The sequence below is a fragment of the Rhodococcus zopfii NBRC 100606 = JCM 9919 genome (assembly GCF_001895025.1).
GTDB lineage: Bacteria > Actinomycetota > Actinomycetes > Mycobacteriales > Mycobacteriaceae > Rhodococcus > Rhodococcus zopfii.
This window is the reverse complement of sequence record NZ_BCXI01000011.1, coordinates 84,770-105,559: the sequence shown is the minus strand read 5'-3', so window position 1 is coordinate 105,559 and position 20,790 is coordinate 84,770. Positions and strand designations below refer to the sequence as shown.

Here is a 20,790-nt window from a genome sequence, read left to right as displayed (position 1 = left end):
CCGGCGCGTTGCACGGCGCCTACACGAACGCCGCGAGGACCAGCCACGTCACGAACGCGGACGGCAGGATCGAGTCCAGCCGGTCCATGATTCCGCCGTGGCCGGGCAGCAGGGTTCCCATGTCCTTGATGCCGAGGTCGCGTTTGACCTGCGATTCGATGAGGTCACCGGCGGTGGCGGACAGCACCAGAAGCAAACCGAGCAGGACCCCGATCCACCACGCTGCATCGAGCATCAACGTCACGGTGAGCACACCCGCGACGACGCACGCGATCAGCGAGCCGGCGAAGCCTTCCCAGGACTTCTTCGGGCTGATCGCCGGGGCCATCGGATGCTTGCCGAACAGGACCCCGGCAGCGTAGCCACCGATATCGGACGACACGGACACGAGCATGAGACAGAACACGCGTTGCGCACCCTGATCCTCGAGGACCATCAGCGTCGCGAAGGACGCGAGCAGCGGCAGCCACGCGGCCGTGAAGACGGTGACCGCGGTGTCGCGGAGAAAATTGTGCGGCTGCGCGTGGAGGCCCCGCTCGAACAGCCGCCAGAGCATGGAGACGACGACGGTGCCGGCGAACGCGGCCAGCACCCCGGTGGTGTCGTACGGCCAGCCGAGCCAGATCATCGCTTGCCCGCCGACCAGCAGCGGGATCCGCGGCACGCGGACGTCGGCCTCGCACAGTCGCTTGGTGACCTCCCACGTGGCGATCGCGATCGCGCACGCGACGACCGCGAGCCAGGCGGTCGGCGCGAACAGCAGGATGCCGATGACGAGCGCACCGAGTGCGGCGCCGACACCGATCGCGGCCGGGAGGTTCCGGCCGGCCTTGGAGGGCTTCTCCGGTGCAGGTGAGTGTTCCGCGGCCGGAGCAGCGGGTGTGACTCCGGTGGTGTCACCGGAATCGAGTGGAAGCTGCGGGCCGGAGGGCCCGTCGGCTCGACCCACTGTCAGACCTCCATCAACTCGGCTTCCTTGTGCTTGACCAAATCGTCGATCTGCGCCACGTACTTTGCGGTGGTCTTGTCGAGATCCTTCTCCGCGCGGTTCACCTCGTCCTCACCGGCCTCGCCGTCCTTCTGGATGCGGTTCAGCTCGTCCATCGCCTTGCGGCGGACGTTACGCACCGCGACCTTCGCGTCCTCGCCCTTCGCCTTGGCCTGCTTGACCAGTTCGCGACGGCGCTCCTCCGTGAGCTGCGGAACGGAGATGCGGATGATGTTGCCGTCGTTGGTGGGGTTGACGCCGAGATCCGAGTTGCGGATCGCGGTCTCGATCGCGCCCAGCTGCGATGCCTCGTAGGGCTTGACGATCACCATGCGCGCCTCGGGCACGTTGATGCTGGCGATCTGGGTGACCGGCGTCGGCGAACCGTAGTAGTCGACGACGATACGATTGAACATGCCGGGGTTGGCCCGACCGGTACGGATGCCACCGAGGTCGTCCTTGGCCACCGTGACGGCCTTCTCCATCTTCTCCTCGGCCTCGAAGAGGGCTTCATCGATCACGGCAGTTCCTCCATGTTCCGTTGTCCAATCATGACCGTACGAGTGTTCCGATCTTCTCACCGGCGACCGCTCGGGCGATATTGCCCTTCGTCAGCAGGTTGAAGACCATGATCGGCATGTCGTTGTCCATGCACAGGCTGAAGGCGGTCGCGTCGGCGACCTTGAGGTCCTTCTCGATGACCTCGCGATGGGTGATCTCGGTGAACATCGTCGCGTCGGCGTCGACCCGCGGGTCGGCGGAGTAGACACCGTCGACGGCCTTGGCCATGAGCACGACCTCGGCGCCGATCTCGAGGGCGCGCTGTGCGGCGGTGGTGTCGGTGGAGAAGTACGGCATACCCATGCCGGCGCCGAAGATCACGACCCGGCCCTTCTCGAGGTGGCGGCGGGCGCGCAGCGGCAGGTACGGCTCGGCCACCTGTCCCATGGTGATTGCCGTCTGCACTCGGGTGTCGATGCCTTCCTTCTCCAGGAAGTCCTGCAGTGCAAGGGAATTCATGACCGTGCCGAGCATGCCCATGTAGTCGGAGCGGGCACGTTCGAGGCCGCGCTGCTGCAGTTCCGCGCCGCGGAAGAAGTTCCCGCCACCGATCACGACCGCGACCTCGACGCCGCTGCGGACAACCTCTGCGATCTGCTGCGCGACCGTCGTCACGACGTCGGGATCGAGTCCGACCTTCCCGCCGCCGAACATTTCGCCACCGAGCTTGAGGAGCACCCGGTGGAAACCGGGCCGGTCGTGGGCGTGGTCGGACATGACTCTCCTCTGGTTGGGACGGATCGCGGATCGCGGAGGATCGGCCCTATCATCCTGCCTCATCACCGCCGTGGGGCCGAGACCGGGGCGCGAGGGTCACGACCGGCCAAAGACGGGCCGTGACGTGCCTCGACCCCGCGCGGCACGGGCCGGCGGGGTCGAGGAACAGGTGGATCTAGCTGGCGCCGACCTCGAAGCGAACGAAGCTGGACACCGTGGCGCCGGCCTCGTCGAGGATCGCCTTGACGGTCTTCTTCGAGTCCGTCACGGACGACTGCTCGAGCAGCACAACGTCCTTGAAGAAGCCGTTGACGCGGCCTTCGACGATCTTCGGCAGAGCAGCCTCCGGCTTGCCCTCGGCCTTGGCGGTCTCCTCGGCGATACGACGCTCGTTGGCGACGATGTCCTCGGGAACCTCGTCGCGGGTCGTGTACTTGGCCTTGAGGGCCGCGACCTGCATAGCGGCGGCACGAGCGGCCTCTGCGGCAGCGTCGCCCTCACCGGAGTAGGCGACGAGCACGCCGACGGCCGGCGGCAGGTCGGTGGCGCGCTTGTGCAGGTAGACAGCGACCGGGCCGTCGACAACGGCGACGCGGCGCAGCTCGAGCTTCTCGCCGATCTTGGCCGAAAGCTCCTCGACCAGGGTGCCGACGGTCTTGCCGTCGACGTCGACGGCCTTGAGGGCCTCGAGGTCGGCCGGGCGGGCCGCAGCAGCCGCGGTGACGATCTTGTCCGCGAGAGCCTGGAACTCGTCGTTCTTCGCGACGAAGTCGGTCTCCGAGTTGAGCTCGATCAGAACGCCGTCCTTGGCGACGACCAGGCCCTCGGCCGTGGAGCGCTCGGCGCGCTTGCCCACGTCCTTGGCGCCCTTGATGCGCAGCTGCTCGACAGCCTTGTCGAAGTCGCCGTCGTTGTCGGCGAGCGCGTTCTTGCAGTCCAGCATTCCGGAGCCGGTGAGCTCACGGAGACGCTTGACGTCGGCGGCGGTGTAGTTCGCCATGGTGAGCGAGCCTCCTGTGTCTGTGAAGGAAAAGTTCATCGGGTGCGAGCGGCACCGGCGCGGGACCGCCCGCAGTGCAACGGCCCCGACCATGATCTCGCGATCGAGCGGTCGGGGCCGTGCAACGGATCAGGCCTCGGGGGCTGCGTCCGCAGCGGGGGCCTCGGTCTCGGCGGCCGGGGTCGCCTGCGCGAGCAGCTCCTGCTCCCACTCGGCGAGCGGCTCACCGGCGCCGGCCTCGGGCTTGGCGTCCTTGTCGGCGCTCTGGCCGGCACGGGCCTGCACGCCCTCGGCGACGGCGGACGCGACAACCTTGGTCAGCAGCGCCGCGGAACGGATCGCATCGTCGTTGCCCGGGATCGGGTAGTCGACGAGGTCCGGGTCGCAGTTGGTGTCCAGGATCGCAATGACCGGGATGTTCAGCTTGCGAGCCTCACCGACGGCGATGTGCTCCTTGTTGGTGTCGACGACCCAGATGGCCGACGGAACCTTGGCCATGTCCCGGATACCGCCGAGCGTGCGCTCCAGCTTGGTCTTCTCACGCGTGAGCATGAGGATTTCCTTCTTGGTGCGACCCTCGAAGCCACCGGTCTGCTCCATCGACTCCAGCTCCTTCAGGCGCTGCAGGCGCTTGTGGACGGTCGAGAAGTTGGTGAGCATGCCGCCGAGCCAGCGCTGGTTCACGTAGGGCATCCCGACTCGGGTCGCCTCTTCCGCGATGGACTCCTGGGCCTGCTTCTTGGTGCCGACGAACAGGACCGTGCCGCCGTGGGCGACGGTCTCCTTGACGAACTCGTAGGCCTTGTCGATGTAGGTCAGCGTCTGCTGCAGATCGATGATGTAGATGCCGTTGCGGTCGGTGAAGATGAACCGCTTCATCTTCGGGTTCCAGCGACGGGTCTGGTGGCCGAAGTGGGCGCCGCTGTCGAGCAGCTGCCGCATTGTCACTACAGGCATGGGTGTTTCTCTTCTTTCGTTTCGGTTGCTGCGGGCACGATGCCCGCCCTGGCGCCCGCATGCCCACCGAACCCTTACGGGACCAGCCGATGGCCATCTTCCGACGTGCCCGAAACTCGCAGCACGATCGGCGCGCGGACGCGCGAAGTCGATCCGCGAACGCAGACCGCCCGACAAGTGTACGGCCTTCACCGCCCGCACCGTAAACCCGCCGGTGAGCGACTCCCGCGCGGTGACTCTGTGGACCGGGCACACGTTGTCCACAATCACGGGAAGCGGGCTGTCCCGGCCACCGCCACCGGGCCACGCTCGACGAATGAGAATCGTCCCGGCGGTCGCCGTCTCGTTCGTCGTCGCGTTCACAGCGGCGCCGGCATGCGCCCCGGCCGCGCACGGCGAACCGGCCGACTACGACTGGCCGCTGCACCCGCGGCCGACGGTGACCCGCCCGTTCGACCCGCCCGAACACGACTGGCTGCCGGGACACCGCGGCGTCGATCTGGCGGGATCCATCGGGCAGGTGGTGCGGTCCGCCGCGGACGGCACGGTGATGTTCGCCGGGGTCGTCGGCGGCAAACCGGTGGTGTCGGTCGCTCACGAGGGCGGTCTGCGCACCACCTACGAACCGGTGACCGCGAGCGTGGTGCCGGGTCGGCGGATCGCACGCGGAGACCCGATCGGCACCCTCGAGCCCGGGCACGAAGGTTGTCGGGTCGCGGCATGCCTGCACTGGGGGCTGCGCCGCGACCGCGACGACTACCTCGATCCGCTACCGCTGGTCCGGCCCACCGTCATCCGGCTCGAACCGGTGTAGGGCCGGGATCCGCTCACCACCCCACGGCATGACGACCGGACGCGGGCGGAAAGTCGTCGGCGACCATCGCCGCGAGTTCCGCGAACGCCCGTCGCGTCGCCGGACGCATCAACTCGAGATCGAGTTCGGCGCCCTCGGCGAGGTGCTCGTCGAACGGCACCACCTGCACCGCGCGGCATCGCGCGAGGAAATGCGCGGTGAGCGCCTCCATGTCGATGTTCGACGCTCCCGGGCGCGCCGCGCTGACCACGACGACGGTGCGGGCGACGAGGTCCTCGAAACCGTGGTGCTGGAGCCAGTCCAAGGTCGCGGCGGCACTGCGGGCACCGTCGATCGCGGGCGAGCTGACCAGCACCAGGGCGTTCGCCAGGTCGAGCACCCCGCGCATCGCCGAATGCATGATGCCCGTCCCGCAGTCGGTGAGGATGATGTTGTAGTAGACCTGCAAGACCTCGATGACCTGCCGATAGTCGGACTCGCTGAACGCCTCCGACACCGCGGGATCGCGTTCGCTGGCCAACACCTCGAGACGGCTCGACGCCTGCGACGTGTGGGCACGCACGTCCGAATAGCGTTCGATGTTCGGCGCGGCGGCGAGCAGATCCCGAACCGTCGAGCGCGTCTGCTGCGGCAACCGCTGCGCCAGCGTCCCGAAGTCGGGGTTGGCATCGACGGCGATCACGCAGTCCCCGCGCAGCGACGCGAACGTCGACCCGAGCCCGACGGTCGTCGTGGTCTTGCCGACGCCGCCCTTGAGCGACAGCACCGCGATGCGGTAGTCGCCCCCGATCGGCTGGCGGATCCGATCGACCAGGTCCTGCTCGTGGGATTCGCCGGCGGATTCACCCGGGCTGAGGATGCCACCGGTCAGCCGGTGCACGCTGCGCCGCCACCCGCTGGACGGCGACCGACGAGAACGTTTGACGAGCACCCCCGATTCGAGGTCGAGGCTCGACGGCTGATGATCGAACCCCGGCGCAAGCGGCTGCGGCGGTTGCCCGGCCGACGGCGGCTGCTGCTCGACCTGCGGTGCCTGCTGCTCGACCTGCGGTGGCCGGCGCCCGGCCGGCTGCGGCGTCACCCGCGGTTCCACCGGAACCGTCATCCGAGGCTCCACAGGTGGGCGCGAAGGTTGCGGCGACCGATCGATCGGCGGCGCCGCCGGTGGAACGTCCCGCGCCCCCTTCGGACTCGGCTCGGGTGCCCGGTCCGGATCCGGGACCGGACACGACACCGGCTCAGCCGGTGCGGGCACGGGCGGTCCCGACTCCACGACAGGCACCGCCTCGCCCGGGCCGGGAGAGCCACCGCGATCTGCCGGACTCGGAGCCGGTTCCTCCGGACCGCCGACAGTCGGAGCAGCCGCGGCAAGAGGCATCACCGGCGGCGCCCCGAACGGAACGGACGCGATCGGGGTCGACGGAACGACCGGCGGTGCTTCGGTACTCGGTGCCGCATCCGCCGTCTGCGGCACCGCATCGGCGGGCCGAACAGGCTGGGGCGGAACAGGCTGCGCGCCGGCCGGCCCCGCGGACCGGCCCGAGCGGCGGAAGCCGCGTCGGGCAGGTGTGGCTTCCGGTTCCGGCGACGGCTCCTCCTGAAGCCAGGCCGGAAGAGCATGCGTCGACTCGTCGCTTTTCACAGATTCCCCCCGGATCGAATACGCGGGGACGCTACCAAATCCGTCCGATGCCGTCAGGGCGGATCAGGCACGCGGGTGCGCCTGCTCGTGGGCGGCACGTAGCCGCGCGACCGAGACGTGCGTGTAGAGCTGGGTCGTTGCCAGACTCGCATGGCCGAGGACTTCCTGGACGACACGCAGGTCGGCACCACCTTCGAGCAGGTGGGTCGCCGCACTGTGTCGGAGCCCGTGCGGCGCCAGATCCGGGGCCCCGGGTACCGCGGTGACGGCGTCGTGCACCACGGTGCGCACCTGGCGCTGGTCGATCCGGCCGCCACGTTTGCCCACCAGGAGCGCCGGGCCGGAGGTCGGGCGCACGAGTGCGGGCCGTCCGCGAAGCAGCCATTCCTCGATCGCCGCTGCGGCCGGAACACCGTAGGGCACAACTCTTTCCTTGTTGCCCTTGCCGAGCACCCGAAGCACACGGCGGTCCGCGTCGACGTCGTCGATGTCGAGTCCGCACAGTTCCCCGACCCGAATTCCCGTCGCGTACAACAGCTCGACTATCAGCCGGTCGCGGATCGCCACGGGGTCTTGTTCGGCGGCACCGGATTCCGCGGCCTCCATGAGTTCGCGCGCCTGATCGGTCCGCAGCACCGCGGGCAGGACGCGATGTGCGCGCGGCGCGACGAGCCGCGCCGCTGGGTCGTGATCGAGGCGAGAAGTCCGCACGAGCCACGCGGTGAACGTCCGGGCGGTCGAGGTGCGGCGGGCCAGGGTCGTGCGGGCGGCGCCGGCGGTGACTTGTGCGGCAAGCCACGCCCGCAGCACGTCGAGGGTCAGATCGGCGATCCGGGCACCGGGGTGCATCGATTCGAGGTGTTCGAGCAGGGAGCGGATATCCGTGGTGTAGGCGCGGACCGTGTTCGCGGAGCGACCACCCTGCAATTCGAGATGTTCGGCGAATTCCTCGAGGTGCACCGCGAGCGGGGCCGGGAGCTCGGTCATGATGCCACGGTGCTCGGCGGAGCGGGCGCACGCAAGTTCCCGCGCCGTGGAACGGGGACCGCGGCGCGTGGATGACCGACCACTAGAGTTAGTTCGTGAGTAAAACAATTCCACTGCCGATGCTGTTCGCGCTGGCGCTGTTGTCGGCGACGGCGCCGCTGGCCACGGATATGTATCTGCCCGGCCTGCCGATCATGTCGGAGAGCCTGGGTACCACGACCGTCGGAGTGCAGCTCACACTCACGACGTTCATGGCCGGGCTCGGCGCAGGACAGTTGATCGTCGGACCGTTGTCCGACAGCTGGGGACGCCGGCGCCTGCTGCTGTCCGGCACCGTTGTACTCGCACTGAGCAGTGTCCTGTGCGCGACGGCGCCGACGATCGAGGTGCTGGTGGCGGCTCGACTGGTCCAGGGCTTCGGTGGCGGCATCGGTATAGTGCTCGCGCGTGCGGTCATCGCCGACCGCGCGCGGGGCAATTCGGCCGCGAAACTGTTCGGCATCATGATGATCATCGGTGGTGCCGCACCGATCGTCGCGCCACTGCTCGGCGGCGTCCTGCTCGGCCCGATCGGGTGGCGCGGCATCTTCTGGGTTCTGGCAGCCGTGGCCGTGGTGATGACCATCGGCGTGCTCGCCTTCGTTCCCGAATCGCTGCCCCCGGAGAAGCGCCACAGCGGCGGGCTGAGCGCGCTCGCCCGGAACTTCAGCTATGTCGTCCGCAATCGCCGCTTCGTCGGCTACGCCGCCACGTTCGCGTTGGGTTTCGGCGCGATGTTCGCCTACTTCTCGGCGTCGGCGTTCGTCACCCAGGATCTGCTGGGGCTGTCACCGGGCCAGTTCTCGATGGTCTTCGCGGCCAACTCGATCGGACTGGTCGGCGCCAACGTCGTCAACACGCGACTGATCGGGCGCATCGAGGTGCGCGCACTCCTGCGGTTCGGCGTGACCCTGCTCTGCACATCCGGGATCCTGCTGCTGACAGCGGCGATCGTCGCGGGCACCGAACGGTGGGTGATCCTGCCGCTGCTGTGGACGTGCGTCTCGAGCCTCGGTTTCGTCATAGGCAACGCGACCGCACTGGGTCAGTCCCAAGTTACTTCGGCCGCCGGCACCGGCTCGGCCGTCATGGGCGCATCCCAGTTCGGGCTCGCCGCGCTCGTCTCCCCGCTGGTCGGGTTGGGCGGCGAGGACACCGCCGTGCCGATGGCCCTCACGATCGTGGTGTGTGGGGGACTCGCGCTCACCTCGTTGCTGACGCTGACACGCGAGCCCCGCGACCGCACCGTCGGAGAATGACGCCTCAGCCGGCTTCGTTCGCGGCCAGTTCGCGCTTCCACTCGCGGAACGTCTCCTCGGTGCGGCCGCGCTTCCAATAGCCGGAGATCGACGCGCGCGCCGCGGGTACGCCACGTTCCCTGCGGATGTACGGGCGCAGGTGATGCATCACGGTCTCGGCCTCGCCGTGCACGAAGGCGTGCACCTCACCGGGCAGCCACGGCGCACCGGTCACCGCGGCAACCAGCGGTGCATTCGCCCCCGAGCAGCCCGCGCCGACGGATCCCGCATCGGTTCCGCGGTGCAGCCAGGTGATCTCGACACCGGCCGGTGCGGTCAACGCGATCTCGTCGTCGGCCCCGGCGACCTCGAGGAACACCCGGCCGGTCGCGTCGGGCGCGAGGGATTCGAGTGTGGCCGCGATCGCGGGGATCGCGGTCTCGTCGCCGGCGAGCAGGTGCCAGTCGGCATCCGGGTCGGGTCGGTAGGCGCCGCCCGGTCCACGCACGACGACGGTGTCCCCCGGCCGTGCCGACACGGCCCAGGGACCGGCGACGCCCTGATCCCCGTGGACGACGAAGTCGATCGCGATCTCGCGTTGCTCGGAGTCGACGAAGCGCACCGTGTAGGTGCGCACGACGGTCTCGCCCGCGGATTCGAGTTCGATCTTGACGTAGGAATCGGTGAAGACGCTGGGTTCGAACTGTGCGAATCCTGGACCCCCGAAGTACACGCGCGTCAGGTGGTCGGAAAATCGTTCGGTCCGCAACACGGTCAGTTCCGTCGATTTCGGTGCCTTTCGGGCCACCTGCCACCTCCATTAATCAGGGTTACCTAACTCGACCGACATTACATGCCGGCCACCTCGTTCCGCCCACTGCCGCGCGACCACCCCACGTCGTCGCGCGAGACCAATCCGGCCATCTCCAGCATCGGCAATGCCGCGCGCACCCGGTCGACGTCAAGGCCGCACGACTCGGACAGCTCCGTGACAGAGCACGCCCCGACCGCGGGGAACGCCTCGTACACCACCTCCATGTCGCCGGACATTCCGTCCAGTGCCCGGCGCCACGACGCGTCCTCGTCGTCGGCGACGCCGATCGCACCGGCCGCCTCGACCACTTCGCGGGCGTTCCCGACGAGCGTCGCCTCCCCTTCCCGGATCATCCGGTGGCATCCCTGCGACGCCGCCGACGTGACCGGCCCCGGCACCGCCAGCACCGGACGCCCGAGCCGCCGGGCCCACGACGCGGTATTGCGTGCACCGCTGCGCCAACCGGCCTCGACGACCACGACCGCGCTGCTCGTCCCCGCGACCAACCGGTTGCGCGCCAGGAACCGGTATCGGGCCGGCGTGGTGCCGGGTGGATACTCACTGATCACCGCCCCCTGCTCGGCAATCCTGCGCAGCATCACCGTGTGCGCCGACGGATACGCCCGGTCCACACCACACGCGAGTACCGCGACGGTGGTGCCGCCGACTCCGAGCGCCGCCCGGTGCGCCGCGGCGTCGACCCCGAATGCCGCGCCCGACACCACGGTCCAGCCGTCGACCGCGAGATCACCGGCGATCTCCGAGGTGACGTATTCGCCGTAACCACTCGCGGCGCGCGTGCCGACGACCGCGACCGCACGCTCGAACAATTCGTCGAGCGGACGGCTACCCAGCACCCACAACGCCAACGGACCGGCGTCCGAATCGGCGCGACCGGCGAGCGAATCGAACGACAAGAGATGCCACGCAGGCCATTCCGCGTCATCAGGCGTGACCAGCCGTCCACCCAACCGGGCAACCATCTCGAGATCCGCGGCGGCGGTGTCCAGGTGCGACCGCGCCCGGGTACGCCGGGAGACCTCCGCTCCGTGCGTTCCGTCACGCACCGCCTCGGCGATGGCTTCGGGTCCGTGCTGCGCAACCGCGTCCGCCAGCCTTCGCGACGCTCCCTGCGCCACCGTCGACAGGTACGCCCACGCGAGGCGACGCGAGTCCGGCGCGCTCATGCGACACCTCGATCCCGGAAGTCGAGCGCCGCCGCGACCTCCGTCTCCCCTGGCCTGTCGAGCCCGGCCAGATCCCCGACGGTCCAGGCCACCCTGATTGCCCTGTCGGCTCCCCGCGCGGTGATCGCACCCTTCCGCAACGCCCATTCCACGGGCTTGAGCGCCGCCGGGGACAAGCGGAAGCGCTGCCGGAGCGCCGGTCCCGGAACCTCCGCATTGGTGGACCAGCCGAACCCCGACCATCTGTCCGCGGCGGCCGCGCGGGCCTGCGCGACGCGAGCGCGGACATCCTCGGTGCTCTCCCCCGTGTCGCCCATCAACGCGCTGGTCGCGACCGATTCCATCCGCACCCGCAGATCGACGCGATCGAGCAGGGGCCCTGACAACCTGCCGAGGTAGCGGCGACGTGCGGTCGGGGCGCACACGCAATCCACGTCACGCGGAGGCGCGCACGGACACGGATTGGCGGCGAGGATCAGCTGGAACCTCGCCGGATAGCGGGCAACTCCGTCGCGACGCGCGATCCGCACTTCCCCGTCCTCGAGCGGAGTACGGAGCGCTTCGAGAGTCTTGGTACCCATTTCGGCGACCTCGTCGAGGAACAGCACACCGCGGTGTGCGCGGCTCACTGCACCGGGTTTCGCCATGCCGGTGCCGCCACCGATGAGTGAACTGACCGATGCCGTGTGGTGCGGAGCGATGAACGGCGGATCCAGGACCAGGGGCCTATCCGCGCTGAGCGTGCCTGCGACCGAGTGGATCGCGGTGACCTCGAGTGCGTGCTCCTCGGACAGAGTCGGAAGGATTCCCGGAAGACGTTGAGCCAACATTGTTTTCCCGATTCCGGGCGGTCCGGTGAGCATCAGGTGATGTGCTCCGGCGGCGGCGACCTCGATGGCGCGGCGCGCCTCGAGTTGCCCGACCACCTCACTCAGATCCGCCCGCACCGGGCGTTTCAGCACCGGCCTCGCATCGGGCCGGTGCAGCGGCCCGTCTCCACGCAGCCACAGCACGACCTCGGCGAGGGAGTCGGCGCCGAACACGTCGATGCCGTCGACCAGGCCGGCCTCGGCCATCGTCGCCGTGGGCACGACGATGCGCGCCCATCCCGCACGAGCCGCCGCGAGCACCGCCGGAAGCACCCCGCGGACCGGGCGGATCCGTCCGTCGAGCGCGAGTTCCCCAACCAGAATCGTCTTCGCCAAAGCCTCCAGCGGAAGCGCTTTCGCGGCATTGAGCACGCTGCACGCGAGAGCAACGTCGTACACACTGCCGACCTTCGGCAATGTCGCGGGCGACAACGCCAGCACCACCTTCGAATCCGGCCATTCCCCACCGGAATTCGTGACCGCAGCCCGCACCCGGTCGCGGGATTCCTGCAGTGCCGTGTCAGGCAGGCCAACCATCTTCACGCCGGGCAGTCCCCGGCCGATATCGGCTTCGATCTCCACGACCTGACCGTCGACACCGGTGACGGCGACCGAAAATGCTCTGCCCAGCGCCATCACAGCACCTGCTTCAGATGTGTGATCATCGGCGCACTGGACTCGCCGACCAGGACGGTGACGACATCGACGCGGATGCGACGCCATCGTGTCTCCTGCCCGGCCAGCCACAGCCCGGCGAGGCGACGGATCCGGTCGGCCTTTGCCTGTGTCACCGCCTCGGCGGGACTGCCGTAGCCGAGACCCGTGCGCGTCTTGACCTCTACGAACACGAGCACCGCACCGTCCCGCGCGATCAGATCGAGTTCGCCGTAGCGGCACCGCCAATTACGTTCGAGCACCGTCATTCCGATGGATTCGAGAAACTCGGCGGCCAGGTCTTCCCCGAGCGCCCCCAATTGCTGATTGCGTCCCATCCGCACTCTCCTCCCTGCGTGTTGTCCACTGTGCGGAAGCAGGAGGCGCCGCAGAGGCCGAGACGCCGGATTCGGCGGAATCTGTGGATGGATCACCCATCTGTGGACAACCCCATTCGAGGAAGGCCGCCGACCGGAAACTGTCGGTCATGTCGTGTATGCACTCCAGGCAACCCCTGGGGGACGGCCTACGATCGACGGATGAGAGCCGGTTTCCGCCGGTCGATGCGGGACTTCAGACGACGTTGTGACGACTGGATGCACAAGTAGCTGACGAATCCGGTCGCGGCTCGCCTCCCCAACCGGACGATGCTCGAGACCATCGGGCGGCGCAGTGGCGCGGTCCGGCGAACCCCGTTCGGCGGCTACATCATCGGTTCCGAGTTCTGGATTGTGTCGAACCCCGGAACCAGCCCCGATTACGTCCGCAACCCCGTCGCCGACCCGAGGGTACGAGCCCGCTATCACGGCAGGTAGCATTCCGGCACCGCGCACCTCGTACCCGAAGACGATGTAGGACAGCGCCTCGCGACATTGCCGAAACTGAACTCGGTGTTCGTCCGAACATTCGGGACCGCCAGGTGACGGCGATGCGCAGGACCAGCGGCTGCCGACAACTGCATCCCGGATAGTCTGCTGCACAGCGACGTTGCCCACGTCACGCCCCGTGGCGAGTCGATCGGCGCGGAGGAATGCCCCGCGACCGCCACTCTCCTCGTGCTACAACGGACCGTCGCCACCACCGGTTTCTCCGGCCTCGTCCCGCAGCCACCGTCGCCGGTGTTCGCGCAGCTCGGTGTCGCGGCGGGCGCGGTGGTGCGCCAACGCCGCGGCCAGCAGATCCCCGAGGCGGTGCCGGTGGTTGACCCGCGGTGTCCGGTCCGAGTCGATGTGCGGGGGCGGGATCCAGTCGGTGCGGCCCGGATACTCCGACTCTGTTGGTGCGACTCTCGTTTGCCAGCCGCCGGGTCCCTCGTACACGAGTGCGTGGCAGGCGTCGCAGGCGAGGTCCTCGTTGGTGATGTCGGTGGGGCGCCGCCGTCCTTCCAGTCGTGGTTGCGTTGCCCCGCGGTGCGGGTGTCGCGGGCCGTGGCCTTCGCGAGGGCGTCCCGGTCCAGGGTTGCGGGTTCGACATCCCCGCGCGGGGAGTCGGGGTCGTCGGGGTTGTTCATGCCCGGCCGGGCCGGTTTCGCCAGGATCGGTTCGAGCAGCGCCCGCGTCTCGGGGTCGAGGAGCCCGGAGATCGGGGTGATGAGGTCGGTGCCTTGTTTGCCGATCCGCAGGCCGCGTCGGCGTCGGCGTTCCTTCTCGTCGGGGATGTCCCCGTCCGGGTTCAGGTAGGCGAGCAGATGCGCGCCGAGTTTGGTGACCTCCTCGGGGGTGACGGAGCAGGCGGCGTCGGCCAGGATTTTCTCGGCGACGGTGCTCTCGCCGATCCCGGCCCCGTACGGAACCTTGCGCATCGGGCGGGCGACCGCGGCGACGTGATCGGGTCCGATCGCCCCGGCGCGTTGGGCGGCGGCGGTCGCCGGGAGTTGCGGGTCGACCTGCTCGCCGTCGAGGGAATGCCAGGTGCCGGTCTTCTTCGCGCCCGTGACCCGCCGGGCGGCGTCGGCGGCGGAGATCCGCGGGGTGCCGATGAGGAAGTCGCCCGTCGACCGGCAGCCGAGACGACCCGGGACCATCCGTTCGGGCGATTCCACGATGAGGCGGTGCCCGACCGCCGTGGCCGTGCGCAACGCGGCTTCCAGTCGTTGCAGGACCTAGACGATGTCGTCGTTCGACAGGCCGGACAGGTCGTCGCCGAGCAGGCCGTCGACGAGCAGGCCGTCGAGGGCGGTCAGCCGCCTCGATCGTGTCCCCGCCCACCCAGTTCGAAAGCATGTTCGAATCATAGCGGGGCCCACCGACAGAAACGCCGATGAGGCGAAGCGGACGGAACAGTCGCCAGAGATCTGGCGTTGCTTGCGCGGGACAATGCACGCCGGTTGGGGCATCATCGCTCGGTGCACCTGGGTCAGACCCTCGCCGGCCCCGGGATCACTACAACACCGACCCACTCGAATTCGTCGACCCCGGCCGGACCACGCCCCGGACCGGCAAGCACGCCGGGCTCAGCCCAGCTTGTCGGGCAGCCGCAGCTCCGGCTTGTCCAGTTCCTCGATGTTGACGTCCTTGAAGGTGATGACCCGGACGTGCTTGACGAAACGTGCGGGCCGGTACATGTCCCACACCCACGCGTCCGACATGCGCACCTCGAAGTAGACCTCACCGCCCACGTTCTGCGGGATCAGCTCGACAGCGTTCGCCAGGTAGAAGCGACGCTCGGTCTCCACCACGTACGCGAACTGACCGACGATGTCCCGGTACTCCCGGTAAAGCGAGAGTTCCATCTCGGTTTCATACTTCTCGAGATCCTCGGCACTCATCGGTCTCGGTGTCCTCCCGCTCTGGTGTGTCCTGCCATCATCCCGCATCTGCCTCGTCGGAATCGAATCGTCGTGCGTTCTCCCATGCGGCGACGACCGACTCGACGTTCGCCCAGGACCGCCTGTGCTCGCGGCTCGGCCCCAGCTCGTGCAGCGCAGCCATGTGGAAGGCGGTGCTGTAACCCTTGTGCACGGCGAATCCGTAGCCGGGCAGTTCGTCGTCGAGTTCGATCATCATCCGGTCCCGGGTGACCTTCGCGAGCACGCTCGCCGCCGCGATACAGGCGGCAGCGGCATCCCCGCCGATCACCGGCAGCGACGCCGCCGGCAGGCCCGGTACCCGGAAACCGTCGGTGAGAACGTACCCGAGCGGAGTAGCCAGTCCGGCGACCGCGCGGCGCATGCCCTCGATGTTGGCGACATGCACTCCGATGGCGTCGACCTCCGCGGCGGGAACCACGACGACGCTGGACGCGACCGCGCGGCGCCGGATGATCGGGTACAACTCCTCGCGTGCTTTCTCGGTCAACTTCTTCGAGTCGTCGAGCCGCGCAAGGGACGGATGCGGTTTCGGCCCGAGGACGCACGCCGCGATGACCAGCGGCCCGGCACACGCACCACGACCGGCCTCGTCGACACCGGCGACGGGTCCGAGTCCGCAGCGGATCAGCGTCGATTCCATCGTCCAGAGGCCCGAGGATCGGCGGACAACGGGTCGGGGTGGCCAACGGTTCACGGTTACTGGATCTCCGGCGAGTCGATCATGCCCCAGCGACCGGGCGGCAGCACGATCATGCGGGCTTTTCCGATCACATTGTCCAACGGGATGGTGCCCTGGTTCTCGTCACCGACGTGATAACGCGAATCGGCCGAGTTGCTGCGGTTGTCGCCCATCACCCACACGTGGCCCTCGGGCACGGTGACCGGGCCGAAGCACCGGCCGGACTTCATCTCGGTCTCGCAGGTGAGCACGCCCGGGGTGAACGGGTAGTCCATCTTGATGTACGGCTCGTCGAGCGGCTTTCCGTCGACGAGGACCCGGCCCTGATCGTCGCAGCATTCGACGGTCTGCCCGCCGACCGCGATGACACGCTTCACGAGGTCGTTCTCGTCCGGCGGGACGAGGCCGACCAGCGAACCGACCTCCTGGATCCCACGGATGACGACGTTGTCCGATCGCGTCGACACGTACCCGGTGGACCAGGAATCGGGTCCCTTGAAGACGATGACGTCACCGGGCTGCGGGTCCTGGAATCGGTAACTGATCTTCTCGACGACGATGCGGTCGCCGGTGCAGCCCGGACATCCGTGCAATGTCGGTTCCATCGACTCCGAGGGGATCAGGTAGACCCGTGCGATGAATGTCTGGAGAAGGAAGCTCAGGACGAGCGCGACGACGATGAGCAGTGGCAGTTCGCGCCAGAACGACTTCTGCTTCTTGGTGTCCCCCGATTCCTTCCGCTCGTGGGAACCGGTGTTCAGTCGGTGCCCGGATCCCCGCTGGGCGGGGCGGTCCTGAGACTCCGGCACGGCCGGATCCTGCGGTGTTTCTGCCACCGGATCAGATTAGCGTCTGGGATCCGCTCGACCGCACGGACACCACAGGCAGCACGAAGCCCGGTCCGGGAAAGTCCGGACCGGGCTTCGCGTGTACCTGTGGAGATCAGGCGTGAGCGCTCAGCGCTTTTCCTTGATCTTGGCGGCCTTGCCGCGCAGGTCGCGCAGGTAGTACAGCTTCGCGCGACGCACGTCACCGCGGGTGACGACCTCGACCTTGGCGAGGTTGGGGCTGTGGACCGGGAAGGTCCGCTCGACGCCGACGCCGAACGACACCTTGCGCACGGTGAAGGTCTCGCGGACGCCGCCGCCCTGACGCCGGATCACGACGCCCTTGAAGACCTGCACGCGCTCCTTCGAGCCCTCGATAACCTTGACGTGCACGTTCAGCGTGTCACCGGCGCGGAACTCCGGGATGTCGTCGCGCAGGGACTTGGCGTCCAGAAAGTCCAGGGTGTTCATCGGTTGTTCATCCTCTTGTTCGCTCGAGCAGAGGAACCGAGCGGCGGCCGCCGTAGAGGCGGGGCTCGACTGGTTCGTACCCAGGTCAGGTAGGCGTGCCCGATCCGGGCAACCCGTCAATTGTGCCAGACGCAACCCCGGTCGATGAAATCGGTGGTGGCGCCGCATGGACGGTGCGATCGAGTTCGGCTTCGGCGGCGACCCTCGAATGCTCCACACTGTCCCGCACAGTACTGAGCGTCGGCTGCCCGGCGACGAGGTCCTGCACGAAGATCTTCGCCCGGATCACCGGTCTCCGGTAGCGGCGTTCGCGGGCAAGGGAGCGGCGCATCTTGCGCGGGCGTCCCTGGTAGCGCCACCGCGCCCACGGAGCTCCCGGACGTGACACGCGGATCGCGCCGACGAGCAGCAGCGGCAGGAAGAACAGGCCGACCAGGCCCGTCCAGATCTTGCCCTTGAGCAGTACGATCGCGGCCAGCCCCAGGTTGATCAGCGACGAGGCGATGATGCCCGCACGAACACCCCACGAGGTGCTCTCGTGGAAATCGGTGATATCGGCCAGCTCGAGCGGCTGCAGGCCCAGCAGCACCAAGCCGGTGACGGCCAGCGCGACGAAGACTGCGTCGACCGAGACCCGGCCTTCCTCTTCCCAGTAGACGTCGTTGAGGTAGAAGATCAGTGCGAATTCATCGAGGGTGAGGGCGGCGCCGATCCCGAACAACGTCGCCAGCACGGCGCCGGTGATCTGACCGCCGTTCTCGTAGACGGCGATGAGCGCACCCCCGGAGATCACCATGGTGACCACGCCGAAGACCACGTGATGCACGTGCTGACCACCCGGCGTGACGTTCCCCGGCCACCAGCTCACCTGGGCGCGGATGAGCCGCACGCTGAACCGGATGAACAGGAACGCGGCGAGGAATCCCAGCAGGAAGAACAGCAGGGGCAGCCGGCCCTTCTCGATGATCTCGTGCCGGAGCCAGTCGCTCATGGCGCCACCGTCGACCGCATGTCCCCCAGCATGTCAGGCCGGGGCCGCGCCGGTGACCCGACACGGACCCGGCCCGCAGACTGTCCGGCTATTTCCCGAATCCGGCGCGGCGCAGCGCGTCGGCCATCGACCCCGAGGCGGAAGCAGGATCGGAGCGACGGTCCCGCGACCCCTGCCGTCCCCCGCCCTGCCGGCCGCCGCCGCCCTGGTTCGCACCGCCCGGATTCCTCGCACCGCCCTGGTTCGCACCGCCCTGGCTCGGGTTACGGCGCTGCTGACCACCGGGCCGGGCTCCCCCGCGCGCGGACGGTGCGGCTCCGTCGTCGGCACCCCCGGCGGCGATCTCGTCGTCCAGGCGCAGCGTCAGGCTGATGCGCTGACGGGGCACGTCCACGTCGAGCACCTTGACCTTGACGACCTCACCGGACTTGACGACATCGTGCGGATCCTTGACGAAGCTGCGCGACATCGCCGATACGTGCACGAGTCCGTCCTGGTGAACGCCCACATCGACGAACGCACCGAACGCGGCGACATTGGTGACCACGCCCTCGAGCACCATGCCCGGCTTCAGGTCGGCGACCTTCTCGACGCCGGCCGCGAACGTCGCGGTCTTGAACTCCGGTCGCGGGTCGCGGCCCGGCTTCTCGAGTTCGGCGATGATGTCGGTGACGGTCGGCAGACCGAACCGGTCGTCGACGAACTCGGTGGGTCGCACCGCCCGCAACGCGGTGGTGTTGCCGATCAGTTCCCGCACGGTGCTGCCGGTGCGGTCGACGATGCGCCGCACCACCGGATACGCCTCCGGGTGCACCGCGGAACCGTCGAGCGGATCGTCGCCGTTGGGGATTCTCAGGAAGCCCGCGCACTGCTCGAACGCCTTCGGGCCGAGCCGCGCCACGTCCTTGAGGGCCGCGCGGGTGCGGAACGGGCCGTTCTTGTCGCGGTGCGCGACGATGCTCTCGGCGAGCGACCCGGCGATACCCGATACGCGCGCAAGCAGCGGCACCGACGCGGTGTTCACGTCCACACCGACCGCGTTCACGGCGTCCTCGACGACCGCTCCGAGTGAACGGGCCAGCAGGGTCTCGGACACGTCGTGCTGGTACTGGCCGACGCCGATGGACTTCGGGTCGATCTTCACGAGTTCGGCGAGCGGGTCCTGCAGGCGTCGGGCGATGGACACCGCGCCACGGATCGAGACATCCAGGTCCGGCAGCTCCTGCGAGGCGTAGGCAGATGCCGAGTACACGGAAGCACCGGCCTCCGACACGACGATCTTCGTCAGGTTCGCCGCACCGGATTTGGAGATCAGCTCGGTGGCGAGGGCGTCCGTCTCGCGGGACGCGGTGCCGTTGCCGATCGCGATGAGTTCGACACCGTGCTTCGCGACGAGACCAGCGATCGTCGCGAGCGCCTGATCCCATTTGTTGTGCGGCTGGTGCGGATAGATCGTCGTGTGGTCGACGACCTTGCCGGTCGCGTCGACGACCGCGACCTTCGTGCCGGTCCGGAAACCGGGGTCCAGACCCATCGTCGGGCGAGTGCCCGCTGGTGCGGCCAGCAGCAGGTCGCGCAGGTTCGCGGCGAACACGTCGACGGCGTCCTGCTCGGCGGACTGCCGCAGCCGCATCCGGGTGTCGAGGGCGAGCGAGACGAGCAGTTTGGTACGCCACGCCCAGCGCACAGTGTCGAGCAGCCACTTGTCGGCGGGGCGGCCCTGGTCGGCGATGCCGAAACGCGCGGCGATGCGGCCCTCGAAGTAGGTACGCTCCCCCGGCTGTGGTTCGTCGCTGTCCGGCTGGAGGGTGAGACCGAGCACTTCCTCCTTCTCGCCGCGCAGCACCGCGAGGATGCGGTGCGACGGCAGGTCCGCGAACGGCTCGGAGAACTCGAAGTAGTCGGCGAACTTGGCACCGTCGGTCTCCTTGCCCGGCCGGACGGCCGAGACCAGCCGGCCGCGCGCCCACATCGCCTCACGCAGTTCCCCGACGAGGTCGGCGTCCTCGGCGAACCGTTCCACGAGGATCGCCCGGGCACCGTCGAGTTGCTCGGCGGTGTATCCGGCGGGATCGGTGTTGGGGTCGTCGAACAGGGCGTCGGCAACCGGTTCGTGCCCGGCTTCCCGCGCGATCTGTGCCTTGGTGCGCCGCTTGGGCTTGAACGGCAGGTAGATGTCCTCGAGCCGCGCCTTGGTGTCGGCGAGCATGATCTGTCCACGCAGGTTGTCGTCGAGCTTGCCCTGTCCCTCGATCGATTCGAGGATCGCGTCGCGTCGCTCGTCGAGTTCGCGCAGGTAGCGCAGCCGCTCGTCGAGCTGGCGGAGCTGGGCGTCGTCGAGGGCTCCGGTCACTTCCTTGCGGTACCGCGCGATGAACGGCACCGTGGCTCCGCCGTCGAGCAGGTCGACCGCTGCGGCCACCTGATTCTCCCGGACGTCGAGTTCCTCGGCGAGGCGCTGGTTAACGGTCTTGAGAGCAGTCGTCACGCCGTCGAACCCTACCGTTATCCTCATCGCGTCATCTTCGTGCGACGCGCGATGAAAC

At 68.5% G+C, this 20,790-nt stretch carries 22 protein-coding genes; 3 read left to right on the top strand and 19 right to left on the bottom strand.

Annotated elements, in window-relative coordinates:
- Window positions 1-19: 19 nt before the first annotated feature.
- The 5 genes from RZ1_RS08190 to rpsB all read right to left on the bottom strand — a co-directional run bounded on the left by RZ1_RS08190 (window position 20) and on the right by rpsB (window position 4,223).
- Entirely contained in the window at window positions 20-955 is a 936-nt protein-coding gene (locus RZ1_RS08190) for a phosphatidate cytidylyltransferase (RefSeq protein WP_372481605.1), read from the bottom strand.
- On the bottom strand, window positions 952-1,509 hold the full coding sequence (gene frr, locus RZ1_RS08185) for a ribosome recycling factor (RefSeq protein WP_072810833.1): 558 nt from the start codon (window positions 1,507-1,509) through the stop codon (window positions 952-954). The genes RZ1_RS08190 and frr overlap by 4 nt, the downstream gene beginning before the upstream one ends.
- A 28-nt stretch (window positions 1,510-1,537) precedes the next feature.
- On the bottom strand, window positions 1,538-2,266 hold the full coding sequence (pyrH, locus tag RZ1_RS08180) for a UMP kinase (RefSeq protein ID WP_072810831.1): 729 nt from the start codon (window positions 2,264-2,266) through the stop codon (window positions 1,538-1,540).
- Window positions 2,267-2,441: 175 nt separating this feature from the next.
- Window positions 2,442-3,266, bottom strand: coding sequence for a translation elongation factor Ts (tsf, locus tag RZ1_RS08175; protein WP_072811005.1), 825 nt, complete (start codon window positions 3,264-3,266; stop codon window positions 2,442-2,444).
- Between the two features lie 129 nt (window positions 3,267-3,395).
- Window positions 3,396-4,223, bottom strand: a complete 828-nt coding sequence (gene rpsB, locus RZ1_RS08170) for a 30S ribosomal protein S2 (RefSeq protein WP_072810830.1) — start codon at window positions 4,221-4,223, stop codon at window positions 3,396-3,398.
- 316 nt (window positions 4,224-4,539) lie between these two features.
- Here rpsB and RZ1_RS08165 point away from each other — a divergent pair, with 316 nt between their 5' ends.
- Complete coding sequence (locus RZ1_RS08165) at window positions 4,540-5,037, top strand: M23 family metallopeptidase (protein ID WP_072810828.1); 498 nt, start codon at window positions 4,540-4,542, stop codon at window positions 5,035-5,037.
- A gap of 13 nt (window positions 5,038-5,050) precedes the next feature.
- Here the strand turns inward: RZ1_RS08165 and RZ1_RS08160 are convergent, their stop codons facing one another.
- Together RZ1_RS08160 and RZ1_RS08155 are read right to left on the bottom strand one after the other, a co-directional pair.
- On the bottom strand, window positions 5,051-6,679 hold the full coding sequence (locus RZ1_RS08160) for a MinD/ParA family ATP-binding protein (RefSeq protein WP_072810826.1): 1,629 nt from the start codon (window positions 6,677-6,679) through the stop codon (window positions 5,051-5,053).
- A gap of 63 nt (window positions 6,680-6,742) precedes the next feature.
- Window positions 6,743-7,666, bottom strand: a complete 924-nt coding sequence (locus tag RZ1_RS08155) for a tyrosine recombinase XerC (protein WP_072810825.1) — start codon at window positions 7,664-7,666, stop codon at window positions 6,743-6,745.
- 119 nt (window positions 7,667-7,785) lie between these two features.
- Here RZ1_RS08155 and RZ1_RS08150 point away from each other — a divergent pair, with 119 nt between their 5' ends.
- The gene (locus RZ1_RS08150; protein WP_072810823.1) at window positions 7,786-8,964 is read left to right on the top strand and encodes a multidrug effflux MFS transporter; all 1,179 of its coding nucleotides are present in this window, start codon (window positions 7,786-7,788) and stop codon (window positions 8,962-8,964) included.
- 4 nt (window positions 8,965-8,968) lie between these two features.
- Here RZ1_RS08150 and RZ1_RS08145 read toward each other — a convergent pair whose 3' ends face one another.
- The 4 genes from RZ1_RS08145 to RZ1_RS08130 are packed head-to-tail and all read right to left on the bottom strand — an operon-like array spanning window position 8,969 to window position 12,805.
- The gene (locus RZ1_RS08145; RefSeq protein ID WP_072810821.1) at window positions 8,969-9,751 is read right to left on the bottom strand and encodes a siderophore-interacting protein; all 783 of its coding nucleotides are present in this window, start codon (window positions 9,749-9,751) and stop codon (window positions 8,969-8,971) included.
- Between the two features lie 41 nt (window positions 9,752-9,792).
- The gene (gene dprA / locus RZ1_RS08140) at window positions 9,793-10,944 is read right to left on the bottom strand and encodes a DNA-processing protein DprA (protein WP_072810819.1); all 1,152 of its coding nucleotides are present in this window, start codon (window positions 10,942-10,944) and stop codon (window positions 9,793-9,795) included.
- A complete protein-coding gene (locus RZ1_RS08135; protein ID WP_072810817.1) occupies window positions 10,941-12,449 on the bottom strand; it encodes a YifB family Mg chelatase-like AAA ATPase in 1,509 nt (502 codons plus the stop codon). The genes dprA and RZ1_RS08135 overlap by 4 nt, the downstream gene beginning before the upstream one ends.
- Window positions 12,449-12,805 (bottom strand): YraN family protein, encoded by a 357-nt coding sequence (locus RZ1_RS08130; protein ID WP_072810815.1) that lies wholly within the window; start codon window positions 12,803-12,805, stop codon window positions 12,449-12,451. The genes RZ1_RS08135 and RZ1_RS08130 overlap by 1 nt, the downstream gene beginning before the upstream one ends.
- Before the next feature lie 270 nt (window positions 12,806-13,075).
- Here RZ1_RS08130 and RZ1_RS08125 point away from each other — a divergent pair, with 270 nt between their 5' ends.
- Window positions 13,076-13,282 (top strand): nitroreductase/quinone reductase family protein, encoded by a 207-nt coding sequence (locus tag RZ1_RS08125; RefSeq protein WP_307718281.1) that lies wholly within the window; start codon window positions 13,076-13,078, stop codon window positions 13,280-13,282.
- On the opposite strand, the gene RZ1_RS31755 is transcribed toward RZ1_RS08125, so the two are convergent.
- The 8 genes from RZ1_RS31755 to RZ1_RS08090 all read right to left on the bottom strand — a co-directional run bounded on the left by RZ1_RS31755 (window position 13,270) and on the right by RZ1_RS08090 (window position 20,732).
- Window positions 13,270-14,508: a DUF222 domain-containing protein gene (locus RZ1_RS31755; RefSeq protein ID WP_307718280.1), complete on the bottom strand. Its 1,239-nt coding sequence runs from the start codon at window positions 14,506-14,508 to the stop codon at window positions 13,270-13,272. The two genes, RZ1_RS08125 and RZ1_RS31755, sit on opposite strands and share 13 nt — an antisense overlap.
- A gap of 60 nt (window positions 14,509-14,568) precedes the next feature.
- Complete coding sequence (locus RZ1_RS31630) at window positions 14,569-14,700, bottom strand: hypothetical protein (protein ID WP_280522816.1); 132 nt, start codon at window positions 14,698-14,700, stop codon at window positions 14,569-14,571.
- A 219-nt stretch (window positions 14,701-14,919) separates the two neighbouring features.
- A complete protein-coding gene (locus tag RZ1_RS08115; RefSeq protein WP_068160521.1) occupies window positions 14,920-15,234 on the bottom strand; it encodes a DUF2469 domain-containing protein in 315 nt (104 codons plus the stop codon).
- 37 nt (window positions 15,235-15,271) lie between these two features.
- Window positions 15,272-15,970 (bottom strand): ribonuclease HII, encoded by a 699-nt coding sequence (locus RZ1_RS08110; protein WP_072810813.1) that lies wholly within the window; start codon window positions 15,968-15,970, stop codon window positions 15,272-15,274.
- Window positions 15,971-15,972: 2 nt separating this feature from the next.
- Window positions 15,973-16,716 carry a signal peptidase I gene (lepB, locus tag RZ1_RS08105; RefSeq protein WP_072811004.1) on the bottom strand — a complete coding sequence of 248 codons (744 nt, stop codon included), beginning with the start codon at window positions 16,714-16,716 and terminating at the stop codon, window positions 15,973-15,975.
- A gap of 195 nt (window positions 16,717-16,911) precedes the next feature.
- Window positions 16,912-17,253 (bottom strand): 50S ribosomal protein L19, encoded by a 342-nt coding sequence (rplS, locus tag RZ1_RS08100; RefSeq protein ID WP_072810811.1) that lies wholly within the window; start codon window positions 17,251-17,253, stop codon window positions 16,912-16,914.
- Between the two features lie 85 nt (window positions 17,254-17,338).
- A complete protein-coding gene (locus tag RZ1_RS08095; protein ID WP_072810810.1) occupies window positions 17,339-18,244 on the bottom strand; it encodes a hypothetical protein in 906 nt (301 codons plus the stop codon).
- Between the two features lie 88 nt (window positions 18,245-18,332).
- Window positions 18,333-20,732: a Tex family protein gene (locus RZ1_RS08090; protein ID WP_072810808.1), complete on the bottom strand. Its 2,400-nt coding sequence runs from the start codon at window positions 20,730-20,732 to the stop codon at window positions 18,333-18,335.
- Window positions 20,733-20,790 lie beyond the last annotated feature (58 nt).

Coding starts and splice junctions, on each gene's coding strand:
- RZ1_RS08130 (WP_072810815.1), bottom strand. CDS start 12,805: ATGGGACGCAATCAGCAATTGGGGGCGCTCGGGGAAGACCTGGCCGCC.
- RZ1_RS08135 (WP_072810817.1), bottom strand. CDS start 12,449: ATGGCGCTGGGCAGAGCATTTTCGGTCGCCGTCACCGGTGTCGACGGT.
- RZ1_RS31630 (WP_280522816.1), bottom strand. CDS start 14,700: ATGATTCGAACATGCTTTCGAACTGGGTGGGCGGGGACACGATCGAGG.
- tsf (WP_072811005.1), bottom strand. CDS start 3,266: ATGGCGAACTACACCGCCGCCGACGTCAAGCGTCTCCGTGAGCTCACC.
- RZ1_RS08095 (WP_072810810.1), bottom strand. CDS start 18,244: ATGAGCGACTGGCTCCGGCACGAGATCATCGAGAAGGGCCGGCTGCCC.
- rpsB (WP_072810830.1), bottom strand. CDS start 4,223: ATGCCTGTAGTGACAATGCGGCAGCTGCTCGACAGCGGCGCCCACTTC.
- pyrH (WP_072810831.1), bottom strand. CDS start 2,266: ATGTCCGACCACGCCCACGACCGGCCCGGTTTCCACCGGGTGCTCCTC.
- dprA (WP_072810819.1), bottom strand. CDS start 10,944: ATGAGCGCGCCGGACTCGCGTCGCCTCGCGTGGGCGTACCTGTCGACG.
- RZ1_RS08115 (WP_068160521.1), bottom strand. CDS start 15,234: ATGAGTGCCGAGGATCTCGAGAAGTATGAAACCGAGATGGAACTCTCG.
- RZ1_RS08165 (WP_072810828.1), top strand. CDS start 4,540: ATGAGAATCGTCCCGGCGGTCGCCGTCTCGTTCGTCGTCGCGTTCACA.
- RZ1_RS08155 (WP_072810825.1), bottom strand. CDS start 7,666: ATGACCGAGCTCCCGGCCCCGCTCGCGGTGCACCTCGAGGAATTCGCC.
- rplS (WP_072810811.1), bottom strand. CDS start 17,253: ATGAACACCCTGGACTTTCTGGACGCCAAGTCCCTGCGCGACGACATC.
- RZ1_RS08150 (WP_072810823.1), top strand. CDS start 7,786: ATGCTGTTCGCGCTGGCGCTGTTGTCGGCGACGGCGCCGCTGGCCACG.